General features: G+C 59.7%; 7 protein-coding genes and 2 pseudogenes. 4 read left to right on the top strand and 5 right to left on the bottom strand.

What is annotated here, in order from left to right:
* Positions 1-287: 287 nt before the first annotated feature.
* Positions 288-1,772 carry a sodium/proline symporter PutP gene (gene putP / locus PMI01S_RS16105; RefSeq protein WP_084320973.1) on the bottom strand — a complete coding sequence of 495 codons (1,485 nt, stop codon included), beginning with the start codon at positions 1,770-1,772 and terminating at the stop codon, positions 288-290.
* A gap of 463 nt (positions 1,773-2,235) precedes the next feature.
* Between putP and putA the strand changes: the two genes are divergently transcribed.
* Positions 2,236-6,189, top strand: coding sequence for a trifunctional transcriptional regulator/proline dehydrogenase/L-glutamate gamma-semialdehyde dehydrogenase (putA, locus tag PMI01S_RS16110; RefSeq protein ID WP_084320974.1), 3,954 nt, complete (start codon positions 2,236-2,238; stop codon positions 6,187-6,189).
* Positions 6,190-6,426: 237 nt separating this feature from the next.
* Positions 6,427-8,229, top strand: coding sequence for an acyl-CoA dehydrogenase (locus tag PMI01S_RS16115; RefSeq protein ID WP_084320975.1), 1,803 nt, complete (start codon positions 6,427-6,429; stop codon positions 8,227-8,229).
* A 147-nt stretch (positions 8,230-8,376) separates the two neighbouring features.
* On the opposite strand, the gene PMI01S_RS32425 is transcribed toward PMI01S_RS16115, so the two are convergent.
* The 4 genes and pseudogenes from PMI01S_RS32425 to PMI01S_RS16130 form a co-directional block, all read right to left on the bottom strand.
* The gene (locus PMI01S_RS32425; RefSeq protein ID WP_371850924.1) at positions 8,377-9,222 is read right to left on the bottom strand and encodes a methyl-accepting chemotaxis protein; all 846 of its coding nucleotides are present in this window, start codon (positions 9,220-9,222) and stop codon (positions 8,377-8,379) included.
* Positions 9,223-9,240: 18 nt separating this feature from the next.
* Positions 9,241-10,314, bottom strand: a pseudogene (locus PMI01S_RS32430) (HAMP domain-containing protein); the annotation flags it as partial.
* 100 nt (positions 10,315-10,414) lie between these two features.
* Positions 10,415-10,717 carry a cell division protein ZapA gene (locus PMI01S_RS16125; protein WP_084320977.1) on the bottom strand — a complete coding sequence of 101 codons (303 nt, stop codon included), beginning with the start codon at positions 10,715-10,717 and terminating at the stop codon, positions 10,415-10,417.
* Positions 10,714-10,923 carry a hypothetical protein gene (locus PMI01S_RS16130; protein ID WP_008025106.1) on the bottom strand — a complete coding sequence of 70 codons (210 nt, stop codon included), beginning with the start codon at positions 10,921-10,923 and terminating at the stop codon, positions 10,714-10,716. Before PMI01S_RS16130 ends, PMI01S_RS16125 begins: the two co-directional genes overlap by 4 nt.
* A 413-nt stretch (positions 10,924-11,336) precedes the next feature.
* On the opposite strand from PMI01S_RS16130, the pseudogene PMI01S_RS32435 reads away from it, so the two are divergent.
* Positions 11,337-12,092, top strand: a pseudogene (locus PMI01S_RS32435) (MCP four helix bundle domain-containing protein); the annotation flags it as partial.
* Positions 12,084-12,947: a methyl-accepting chemotaxis protein gene (locus PMI01S_RS32440; protein ID WP_371850925.1), complete on the top strand. Its 864-nt coding sequence runs from the start codon at positions 12,084-12,086 to the stop codon at positions 12,945-12,947. The pseudogene PMI01S_RS32435 and the gene PMI01S_RS32440, both read left to right, overlap by 9 nt.
* Positions 12,948-13,084 lie beyond the last annotated feature (137 nt).

Below are 13,084 nucleotides of genomic sequence, written 5' to 3' on the forward strand. Positions count from 1 at the left end.
TTATCGTGTTTTTTTAGAGATTTTTCCTTCGAAAATCGGTGTGTTTGGCTACAGACATTACCTTCGGAAGCGCCACCGCCCCACTGTGGGAGCGGGCTTGCTCGCGAAAGCGGTCAATCATTCAACGGTGATGCCGACTGACAGACCGCTTTAGCGAGCAAGCCCGCTCCCACAAGGGGTCTGCGAAGCTTCATCCCCATCCGGAAGACCAAAAAAAACGGCCCGCCTCCAAAGGAAGCGGGCCGTTTTCATGTTCGGCGAAAGGTCAGAGCCTCAGCTCATCCCGATCACTTGTTCAGGCGGAAATCAGCCTCGGCAGCGGCAAAGCGATGAAGCATGCCGGCAGTCGGGTTGCCCAGTTTGCTGACGATGTAGATCGCCAGGCTGGCGAAAATGAAACCAGGGATGATTTCGTACAGACCCAGCAGTTCGAAGTGTTTCCACACGATCACGGTGATCGCGCCGACCAGAATACCGGCCAATGCGCCGTTACGGGTCATGTCTTTCCAGATCACGGAGATCAGGACGACCGGACCGAACGCAGCACCGAAACCGGCCCAGGCGTAGCTGACCAGACCCAGTACACGGTTGTTCGGGTTAGCCGCCAGAGCGATGGCGACCAGGGCAACCAGCAGCACCATGGCGCGGCCGACCCAGACCAGCTCAACCTGGGAAGCGGATTTACGCAGGAAAGTCTTGTAGAAGTCTTCGGTCAGGGCGCTCGAGCACACCAGCAGCTGGCAGCTCAACGTACTCATCACGGCAGCCAGAATGGCCGACAGCAGTACACCGGCAACCCACGGGTTGAACAGGATTTTCGCCAGCTCGATGAACACGCGCTCGTGGTTTTCGGTCACAGGACCGGCCAGTTCAGGGTGGGCCGAGAAGTACGCGATACCAAAGAAGCCTACAGCGACAGTGCCGCCCAGGCACAGGATCATCCAGGTCATGGAGATACGGCGAGCGTTGGCGATCGACTTGACCGAATCCGCGGCCATGAAACGCGCCAGGATGTGCGGCTGGCCGAAGTAACCCAAGCCCCAGCCCATCAGCGAGATGATGCCGATGAAGGTGGTGTTTTTAAGCATGTCGAAGTTGCTGGCGTCTTGCGCTTCGATGGCCAGGAACGTGGTGTCAACGCCACCGGTGGCCAGCAGCACGATGATCGGCGTCAGCAACAGGGCGAAGATCATCAGCGTGGCTTGTACGGTGTCAGTCCAGCTGACGGCCAGGAAACCGCCGACGAAGGTGTAGGCAATTGTCGCCGCAGCACCGGCCCACAGCGCTGTCTCGTAGGACATGCCGAAGGTGCTTTCGAACAGACGGGCACCAGCCACGATGCCGGAAGCGCAGTAGATGGTGAAGAACACCAGGATCACAACCGCGGAGATGATCCGCAGCAGGCCGCTTTTGTCTTCGAAACGGCTGGAGAAGTAATCCGGTAGAGTCAGCGCATCACCGTTGTGCTCGGTCTGCACGCGCAGACGGCCGGCGACGAACAGCCAGTTCAGGTAAGCACCGATGATCAGGCCGATGGCGATCCAGCTTTCGGACAGGCCGGACATGTAGATAGCGCCCGGCAGGCCCATCAACAACCAGCCGCTCATGTCGGAGGCGCCGGCGGACAATGCAGTCACGACGCTGCCCAGGCTGCGACCGCCCAGAATGTAGTCAGAAAGGTTGTTGGTGGAGCGATAGGCCATGAAGCCGATCAGCACCATTGCTGCGATGTAGATCACGAACGTGATCAGGGTTGGATTGCTTACGCTCATTAAGTTACGCCCTGGCTTTGTTTTTATGTAGCGGCGGTTTTTGTTAACCGCTCGCAAACGACGACGTTTGGCAGACGATTGTGGATCCCGCGCATTTATGACTGATGTTTCCCCAGGAAAGCCATCAGCCGGTACACCTGTCTTTTTGACCGGTTGCACCTTGGCCGCGAATGCTATTCAACAAAGCAAATAAGGTGCAACCCATTTCTCGAGAATAAGTTGCACCCAGTCGGATTTTCCCGAAAAAAGGCGGTTTTTGCTTCCTTTTAGCGCAGTCAACGACCGTTGCTAGAATTAAAAGCACCAAGCAAGTGCGGTACGTCCGTACCGGAATTTAATTCCTGACGAGCTGCTTATTATTCCGACAAAAAAAGGGTTGCACCCGGTTGCACCTCAAAGATTGCCCAGCTAATCTTGCCGCCAGCTGATGCCACGCGGTCGTGGCAAACATGAGGATAAAAATATGGCTACCACCACCCTTGGGGTCAAACTTGATGACCCGACCCGCGAGCGCCTAAAGGCCGCCGCGACCTCGATTGATCGCACGCCGCACTGGCTGATCAAGCAGGCAATTTTCAATTACCTGGAAAAACTCGAGGGTGGTGCAACCCTGACCGAGCTGAACGGCCTGACCGCCAAAGAAGCTGACGACAGTGGCGAAGTCCATGTCGACCACGCGCACCAGTGCTTCCTCGAGTTCGCCGAAAGCATCCTGCCGCAATCGGTACTGCGCGCTTCGATCACCGCTGCTTACCGTCGTCCTGAGCCGGAAGTGGTGCCAATGCTGATCGAACAGGCTCGCTTGCCGGTCGCCATGGCCGAAGCCACCAACAAGCTGGCTGCCTCGATTGCCGAAAAACTGCGCAATCAGAAGAGCGCCGGCGGCCGAGCCGGGATTGTTCAAGGCCTGTTGCAGGAATTTTCCCTGTCGTCCCAGGAAGGCGTGGCGCTGATGTGCCTGGCCGAAGCGCTGCTGCGCATCCCGGACAAAGGCACTCGCGACGCACTGATTCGCGACAAAATCAGCACCGGCAACTGGCAGCCGCACTTGGGCAACAGCCCGTCGCTGTTCGTCAACGCCGCCACCTGGGGTCTGCTGCTGACCGGAAAACTGGTCGCCACCCATAATGAAGCGGGCCTGACTTCTTCCCTGAGCCGCATCATCGGCAAGAGCGGCGAGCCGATGATCCGCAAGGGCGTCGACATGGCCATGCGCCTGATGGGCGAGCAGTTCGTCACCGGCGAAACCATCGCCGAAGCCCTGGCCAACGCGAGCAAGTTCGAAGCCAAAGGCTTCCGCTATTCCTACGACATGCTGGGTGAAGCCGCACTCACCGAGCACGACGCCCAGAAGTACCTGGCCTCGTATGAACAAGCCATCCACTCGATCGGCAAAGCGTCCCACGGTCGTGGGATTTATGAAGGCCCGGGCATTTCCATCAAGCTCTCGGCACTGCACCCGCGTTACAGCCGTGCGCAGTACGAGCGCGTGATGGACGAGTTGTACCCGCGCCTGTTGTCGCTGACCCTGCTGGCCAAGCAATACGACATCGGCCTGAACATCGACGCCGAAGAAGCCGACCGCCTCGAGCTGTCGCTGGATCTGCTGGAGCGCCTGTGCTTCGAGCCGCAATTGACCGGCTGGAACGGCATCGGTTTCGTGATCCAGGCCTATCAGAAGCGTTGCCCGTATGTGATCGATTACGTAATCGACCTGGCGCGTCGCAGCCGTCATCGCCTGATGATCCGACTGGTAAAAGGCGCGTACTGGGATAGCGAAATCAAGCGCGCCCAGGTCGAAGGCCTGGAAGGCTATCCGGTCTACACCCGCAAGGTGTACACCGACGTTTCCTACATCGCCTGCGCACGCAAACTGCTGTCGGTGCCGGAAGTCATCTACCCGCAGTTCGCCACGCACAACGCCCACACCCTGTCGGCCATTTACCACATTGCCGGTCAGAACTATTACCCGGGTCAGTACGAGTTCCAGTGCCTGCACGGCATGGGTGAACCGCTGTACGAACAGGTTGTAGGTAAAGTTTCCGAAGGCAAGCTGAACCGTCCGTGCCGCGTGTACGCTCCGGTCGGCACTCACGAAACACTGTTGGCGTACCTGGTGCGTCGCCTGCTGGAAAACGGCGCGAACACCTCGTTCGTTAACCGGATCGCCGACCAGTCCATTTCGATTCAGGAGCTGGTGGCCGATCCAGTGGCCAGCATCGAGCAGATGGCGACGCTGGAAGGCGGCTTCGGCCTGCCGCACCCGCGTATTCCGCTGCCGCGTGATCTTTATGGTGCCGAGCGCGCCAACTCCAGCGGCATCGACATGGCCAACGAACATCGTCTGGCTTCGCTGTCGTGTGCTTTGCTGGCCACTGCTCATAACCACTGGAAAGCCGCGCCGATGCTCGGTTGCGTCTCCAGCACTGAAACGCCTGCACCGGTATTGAACCCGTCCGACTTGCGCGACGTGGTCGGCCACGTACAGGAAGCCACCGTCGAAGACGTCGACAACGCGATCCAGTGCGCCCTCAACGCTGCGCCGATCTGGCAGGCCACCCCGCCCGCCGAACGCGCCGCGATTCTGGAACGTGCCGCCGATTTGATGGAAGGCGAGATCCAGCCGCTGATGGGCCTGTTGGCTCGCGAAGCCGGCAAGACCTTCGCCAACGCCATCGCCGAAGTGCGTGAAGCCGTGGACTTCCTGCGTTATTACGCCGTGCAGGCGCGCAACGATTTCACCAACGACGCCCACCGCCCGCTGGGCCCGGTGGTCTGCATCAGCCCTTGGAACTTCCCGCTGGCGATCTTCAGCGGCCAGGTCGCTGCAGCACTGGCCGCCGGTAACCCGGTATTGGCCAAGCCTGCGGAGCAAACCCCGCTGGTCGCGGCTCAAGCCGTGCGCCTGATGCTCGAAGCCGGGATTCCGGAAGGCGTGCTGCAACTGCTGCCGGGCCGTGGCGAAACCGTCGGCGCCCGTCTGGTCGGCGACGACCGGGTCAAAGGCGTGATGTTCACCGGTTCCACCGAAGTTGCTCGCTTGCTGCAACGCAACGTCGCCGGTCGCCTGGATGCACAGGGTCGTCCGATTCCGCTGATCGCTGAAACGGGCGGCCAGAACGCGATGATCGTCGACTCCTCGGCACTGACCGAACAAGTCGTGATCGACGTGGTGTCGTCGGCCTTCGACAGCGCCGGTCAACGTTGCTCGGCTCTGCGTGTACTTTGCTTGCAGGAAGATTCCGCAGACCGCGTCATCGAAATGCTCAAGGGCGCCATGGCTGAATGCCGACTCGGCAACCCGGAGCGCCTGTCCGTAGACATCGGCCCGGTGATCGACGCCGAAGCCAAGGCTGGCATCGAGAAGCACATCCAGGCCATGCGTGACAAAGGTCGCAATGTGTATCAGGTGGCGATTGCCAACAGCGAAGAAGTCAAACGCGGCACCTTCGTGATGCCAACGCTGATCGAACTGGAAAGCTTTGACGAACTGCAACGCGAGATCTTCGGTCCGGTGCTGCACGTGGTTCGCTACAAGCGCAAGGACATCGACCAGTTGATCGGCCAGATCAACGCTTCCGGTTATGGCCTGACCCTGGGCGTGCACACCCGCATCGACGAGACCATCGCCAAGGTGATCGACAACGTCAATGCCGGTAACGTCTACGTGAACCGCAACATCGTTGGCGCCGTGGTCGGCGTGCAACCGTTCGGTGGCGAAGGCCTGTCGGGCACCGGCCCGAAAGCCGGTGGTCCGTTGTACCTGTACCGCCTGCTGTCGACACGTCCTACCGATGCAATCGAACAATCCTTCGCTCGCGGCGACGCCGTCACTGCACCGGATGTTCGTCTGCGTGACGCCATGAGCAAACCGTTGACCGCGCTGCAAGCCTGGGCCGACAGCAACAAGTTCAGCGACCTGAGCGCCCTGTGCGCGCAGTTCGCGGCGCAATCGCAAAGCGGGATCACCCGTGTTCTGGCGGGCCCGACCGGCGAACGCAACAGCTACGCCATCCTGCCGCGTGAACACGTGCTGTGCCTGGCGGAAGTCGAAGGCGATCTGCTGACGCAACTGGCGGCGGTATTGGCCGTCGGCGGTTCGGCCGTATGGCCGGAAGCTGACTTGACCAAGGCACTGTTCGCACGTCTGCCGAAGGAAGTTCAGGCGAAGATCAAACGGGTTGCCGACTGGAACAAGGACGAAGTGGTGTTTGATGCAGTTCTGCATCACGGCCATTCCGACCAGCTGCGTGCGGTGTGTCAGCAAGTGGCCAAGCGTGCCGGGGCGATTGTCGGGGTCCATGGGTTGTCCCAGGGCGAGACCAACATTGCGCTGGAACGTCTGGTGATCGAGCGTGCGCTGAGTGTTAACACCGCGGCGGCGGGTGGTAATGCGAGCTTGATGACGATCGGCTAATCACCGATTCGTAAAGCGACACAAAATGGGCGCCCTTACCGGCGCCCATTTTTTTGCCTTGCAGGAGCCGGCTTGCTGGCGATCAATGCACTGCGGTGGCTCTGATGCACCGCCATCGCCAGCAAGCCGGCTCCTACAAGGTTCGTGTTTGGCCTGTGCATCACCGACATCAATCATCCTGTTCAGCCTCTATTCCCACGCCTAGACTCGGCCCATTCCAAAAAAAGGTAGGCCGCCATGTCCGAGACGTTGCTCAGTTCCCGCAATCTGGCTTTCGAGCTGTACGAAGTCCTCGATGCCGAAGGCCTGACCCAGCGTGAGCGTTTCGCCGAGCACAACCGCGAAACCTTCGATGCTGCCATCGGCACCGCTCGCAGCATTGCCGAGAAGTTCTTCGCCCCGCACAACCGCAAGGGTGACGAGAACGAGCCACGCTACGAGGATGGTCAGGCGATTCTGATTCCGGAAGTCAAACCGGCGGTGGATGCCTTTCTCGAAGCTGGCTTCCTCAACGCCGCGCGCAGTTTCGACGCCGGCGGCATGCAACTTCCTACGCTGTTGTCCCAGGCCTGCTTCGCGCATTTTCAGTCAGCCAACGCGGCGTCGACCTCGTACCCGTTCCTGACCATGGGCGCGGCGAACCTGATCGAAAGCTTCGGCACGGCTGAGCAGAAACAACGCTTCCTGCAACCGATGATCGACGGCCGCTTTTTCGGCACCATGGCGCTGACCGAACCCCATGCCGGTTCGTCGCTGTCGGATATTCGTACGCGCGCGGAGCCGGCGTCTGACGGTACTTATCGCCTGAAGGGCAACAAGATTTTCATCTCCGGCGGCGATCACCCGCTGTCGGAAAACATCGTGCACATGGTGCTGGCCAAGTTGCCGGACGCACCGGCCGGGGTGAAGGGCATTTCGCTGTTTATCGTGCCCAAGTTCCTGGTCAACGATGACGGCAGCCTGGGCAAGCGCAATGACGTGTTGCTGGCCGGTCTGTTCCACAAGATGGGCTGGCGCGGCACCACCTCCACGGCGCTGAACTTCGGCGACAACGGCGAGTGCGTCGGCTATCTGGTGGGCAAGCCGCACCACGGTTTGAGCTACATGTTCCAGATGATGAACGAGGCGCGGATCGGCGTCGGCATGGGCGCGGTGATGCTCGGTTACGCCGGTTACCTGTATTCGCTGGAGTACGCGCGCGAGCGTCCACAGGGCCGCGTGCCAGACAGCAAGGACCCGAACACCGCGCCGGTGGCGATCATTCAACATGCCGACGTGAAACGCATGTTGCTGACGCAAAAAGCCTACGTCGAAGGCTCGTTCGACCTTGGGCTGTACGCGGCGCGATTGTTCGACGACACCACGACACTGGCGACCGAAGCCGAGCGCCAACAGGCGCATGAGCTGCTGGATTTACTGACGCCGATCGTCAAGTCCTGGCCCTCGGAGTTTTGCCTGAAGGCCAACGAACTGGCGATCCAGATTCTCGGCGGTCACGGTTACACCCGTGAGTATCCGGTGGAGCAGTACTACCGCGACAACCGTCTGAACCCAATTCATGAAGGCACCCACGGCATTCAGTCGCTCGACCTGTTGGGGCGCAAACTGGCGCAGAACGGAGGTGCGGGGCTCAAGCAGTTGATCCGTCTGATCGCCGATACTGCCGAGCGCGCTCATGCATACGAATCGTTAACCCCGTTGCGTGAACCACTGGAGAAACTGGTAGCGCGCTTGCAGACAGTGACCATTGGCTTGCTGACCGATCTGGGGCAAGGCAAGGTCAACAGCAGCCTGGCGAACTCGGCGCTGTACCTGAAAGTGTTCGGGCACATGGTGATTGGCTGGCGCTGGCTGGAGCAGGCGATTCGTGCCGAGGAGGGGTTGGCCAAGGGGAATGCGGCGGATGTGAACTTCTATAAAGGCAAACTGCAGGCGGCGCGGTATTTCCTGACGTGGGAAGTGCCGGGTTGCCACCATGAATTGGCGCTTCTTGAGGCGCGGGATGATGTTTGTCTTGGGATGCAGGATAAGTGGTTTTAACTAAAGCACTTGTAGTGCTGCTGAAATCCAATCGCGGGCAAGCCCGCTCCCACAGGATCTCTGTGTTGAACACATTCGCTGTTAACAACACTGGTCCCTGTGGGAGCGAGCTTGCCCGCGATGGCGTCAGCACGAGCGACGCATTTATCAGCTCAACCGAAACCCACCCATCTGCCGCGCCAGATCATCCGCCAACCGCTGCAGCGTCTGACAGTCCTCACGGCATGCTCTCACTTCGCCTGCCGTCGCCCGGGCCAGATCTGAAATCCCCTGCACATTGCGGTTGATCTCTTCCGTCACCGCCGACTGCTCTTCCGTCGCGGTCGCCACTTGATGATTCATATCGCTGATGCGCTCGACCTGCCCGGTAATCGCCGTCAACGACGCCCCGGTGCGCTGGCTCGATTCAACCCCGGTGCCAGTCGCCGCTTGCCCGGTGTGCATCGACGTCACCGCATTCTCCGCGCCTTGCTTGAGGCTGCCGATCATCTGCTGAATCTCGTCGGTGGACGACTGTGTGCGTCGGGCCAGCGTCCGGACTTCATCCGCCACCACCGCAAATCCACGGCCCATGTCCCCGGCCCGCGCCGCTTCGATGGCCGCGTTCAATGCCAGCAAGTTGGTCTGCTCGGAAATCCCGCGAATCACGGCCAGCACCTGATCGATGGACGCCACCTGATTGGCCAACTCGCCTACCGCACTAGCGGCGTGGCCAATTTCATCGGACATGCTTTCTATATGCCGGATCGAACCACCGACCACTTCCCGCGCCTGCATCGCCTCATCGCGAGCATTTTGCGAAGCAACCGCCGCGTTGCCGGCGTTCTGCGCGATTTCCTGCACGGTCAGGCCCATCTCGTGAACGGCGGTGGCGACCATGTCGGTCATTTCCTGCTGGCGGCCGGAACGTTCAGCGGTGTTGTCCACCACCCGCGCCACTTGACCGACAGCCGTGCGCAAGCGCTCGCTGGTGGTCAGCACTTCGCCGATCATCTCGCGCTGACTGTCGAGGAATCGATTGAAGCCACGGGCCAGGTCACCCAGCTCATCGGCACGGCTGGAATCTAACCTGTGGGTCAAATCTCCACCACCGCTACCGATGGCTACCAGCGCCGCTGTTACCTGACGAATCGGACGCACCAGGCCACGGGCCAGCAACACCACCAGCAACAGGCACACCAGCGCCACCACCAGGCCGATGCCGCTACTCATCCACATGGCGCGACGGGCTTCGGCGTAGATCTGCGACTGTGGCACTTCGGCCACCAGGGTCCAACCCAGATCCCGCAGCGGCAGGCTCAACGCCAGATAATCTTCGCCGTCGCGCACGAAGCTACTGTTGGTGGCAACTTTTTGACCCATGACGGTTTGCGCAGCCGGTGCGCCGATCTGCTCGGCCAGTGTGCGCTTGCCGCTGAATTGCGCCTCGGGATGAACCTGGATCAGACCGTCGGAACGCACGAGATAGACCTTGCCGCGCTCACCAAAGTTGAAGTTGTGGATCAGCTCCGACAGCTCTTTCATACTCAACCCAAGGCCCGCAACGCCCACGACTTTGCCGGTCTGCTCGACCTTGAGGTCGATGAACAGCGCCAATTCTCCGGTCGCGGTGTCATTGTCGATATTGAGGGTGCGCGGTTGGTTGCTGTCGAGGAACGTGTAGAACCAGGCGTCTTTGGGGTTGGAACGGCTGAGGCTCCGGTCCAGACCTTTTTCAGTGAAATAGTGGTTTGAAGCCGTACCGACGATCAGCGCGGTAAAGGCTTTGTGTTCGGCGCGGATGCCTTCCAGATACTCCACGAACGCGGCGGTCTGGGCAGCATTTTCGCCGCCGGCCAGCCAGTCACGCACCATGCTGTTGCTGGCGATGTCCTTGGCGGCGGTGAGGGGTTGCACGAGGATGCGCTCGATGTCGTTGCGCATCGCTTCGATGCTCGACGGCAGCGCTTGTTCGACCAGATAACGCTGGGCGAGGCGGTTGACCACGAGGGTATAAATGCCAACCACGATCAGAATACTGACCAGCAGGGCGGTGCCCATACTGAGGATCAACTGCCATTGAATACTGCGTCGCCAGAACTGCATGGAGCACCCCCAAAGAATAAGAGGCTGAAACACTGCAACAGCCGTGCCGATTGTATACAACGCAATCGACAACCTATTCTTTGGTTGTGCGCAAAGCCGATCAGGCCTGATTGATTGTCTTGGAGATCACTTCAACCGTGGCGCTGACTTGCTCTTGGTAACGGTCGAGTTCGAGCTTGTGTTGCTTTTGCATTTCGATCTGCTGAGAGCACAGATTCATCGCGGCCAGCACCAGCAAGCGGTCACCGATCAGCGTCGGGTACTTTCGTTTGGTGTCTGCCAAAGCGGCTTTCAACATCATTGCGGCGTCCAGCAGGGTTTGCTCTTCCCCGGCCGGCGCCTTGATCGAATAGTCCTCCCCCAGGATCGAGACGACTTTTACCCCTGCGGCGCCATAACTCATGCGCTGACCGGGCCGGCGCTGACGCGTTCAACCAGGGCCTGAATGCGGGCGGCGGTGGCGCCTTGTTTCTCTTCCTGTTCCATCAGGCTCAGTTGCAGGCTTTCGTTTTCATCCTTGGCCTGGGCCAGTTCTGCGCTCAGGGTCTGGTTCTGTTGAACAAGGTCGCTGACCAGCTGTTCCAATTGACTTAGGGATGCTTCCAACATTTTGATTTTCCAAGCTTTTTCAAAGGGCGCGTACGATAAAGAAAAGTCACCACGGATGCCAGGGTTATTGGGGCGCAAGGCCTTGATTTTCCTGGCGGGCGACCTTCCTCGCGAACTTTAAAGACTGTGATTGACGGATCTGGTTCCTGCACTTCGTCGCCAACAAAACAAAGATCCCCCTGCAGGAGCGAACTTGCTCGCGAAAGACGTCCAGACAACGCGTTTATCCAGACCGCACGCGTTAACGTTAACGTCCTTCGCGAGCAAGCTCGCTCCTACAGGTAATGGTCTTACTGCGACAAATACGCACAGGCACTCAAGACTTTAGTCGTATGACCGATAAGTCATTCATACGTCAGTCCCAGCGCCGCACGGCTGCGCTCATTTCGGTAAACACCATGTCCCTTCGTAATATGAATATCGCACCGCGGGCGTTCCTCGGCTTCGCCCTGATTGGCGGTTTGATGCTGGTTCTGGGTGTGTTTGCCTTGAACCAGATGAGCAAGATTCGCGGTGCCGGTGAAGACATCGCATCCATGAGCGTACCGAGCATCAAAAGCCTGGATGAGTTCACACAGCTGACCTTGCGTCTTCGGGTCCTGTCCTATCGTTTGCTGGTCAACCGCGAACCTGATGTTCAGCAGAAAACCATGGAACTGTTCGACCTGCGCAACCAGCAGATCCGCGATGCCCAGAAAGTCTACGAGCAACTGATCGATGGCCCGGAAGAACGCGCTGCCTATGATAAGTACGTGCAATTGCTGGCGCAGTATCGCCAACTCGAAGAGCGGATGAAGACGTTCTCGCGCAACAATCAGATCGACGACCTGCGCAAGATGTTGAACACCGAGTTGCTCGCCAACTCTGAAGAAGTCAACGCAGCCCTCGCGAAGTTGCTTGAAATCAATACCCTGCAGATCGACAAAACAGATCGCAATGCAGGTGACCAGTATTCGATGTCCTTCAATCTGGTGATCACCTTGCTGGTCATCGCCACCGGCCTGACCGTGTTGTTTGCCTGGTTGCTGACCAACAGCATCACCAAGCCGATCGCGAATGCCTTGAGCGCTGCCGAAGAAATCGCCGAAGGCAACCTGACTCGCCCGATCACCGTTGACGGCGAAGACGAAGCCGGTCGTTTGCTGCTGGCCATGTCGAAGATGCAAGACAAGCTGCGCGACACCCTGCAGCGGATTTCCGGCTCGGCCACGCAGCTGGCCTCTGCCGCCGAGGAGCTCAACAGCGTCACCGACGAAAGCGCCCGAGGCCTGACCCAGCAGAACAACGAGATCGAACAGGCCGCCACCGCGGTCAACGAAATGACCAGCGCCGTGGAAGAAGTGGCACGCAACGCGGTGAGCACGTCCGAAGCCTCGAAGAACGCCACCACGTCGGCGGGCGACGGCCGTGACCTGGTTCAGGAAACCGTCAGCGCCATCGAACGCATGAGCGCCGATGTGCAAAGCACTGCCACGCTGATTGGCGACCTGGCGAATGAATCCCGTGACATCGGCAAGGTGCTGGACGTGATCCGCGGCCTGGCCGACCAGACCAACCTGCTGGCGTTGAACGCGGCGATCGAAGCTGCGCGCGCCGGTGAAGCCGGTCGTGGTTTTGCGGTGGTGGCGGATGAGGTCCGCGCCCTGGCGCATCGCACCCAGCAGTCGACCAGTGAAATCGAACGGATGATCGGCAGCATTCAAAGCGGCACCGAACACGCAGTGGATTCGATGCGCAACAGCACCGAGCGCGCCGAATCGACCTTGAACATTGCTCGCGGCGCGGGGATGTCGCTGGACACCATCAACAGCGCCATCGTCGAAATCAACGAACGCAACCTGGTCATCGCCAGCGCGGCTGAAGAGCAGGCGCAGGTCGCTCGGGAAGTGGATCGCAACCTGGTGAACATTCGTGATCTGTCGGTGCAATCGGCGACCGGGGCCAATCAGACGAGCGCGGCGAGCAACGAACTGTCGCGATTGGCAGTGGACCTGAACACAATGGTTGGACGGTTTAGTCTCTGACCCGCTAACACCAGATGCTCGTGATACGTCGATCCGGAACATCCCCCGATCTGTAGGAGCCGGCTTGCTGGCGATGGCGATGTCACAGACGCCATCGCCAGCAAGCCGGCTCCTACAAGGGATCGCGTGTAGACGGA

The sequence above is a fragment of the Pseudomonas migulae NBRC 103157 genome (assembly GCF_002091715.1).
Taxonomy (GTDB): Bacteria; Pseudomonadota; Gammaproteobacteria; order Pseudomonadales; family Pseudomonadaceae; genus Aquipseudomonas; species Aquipseudomonas migulae_A.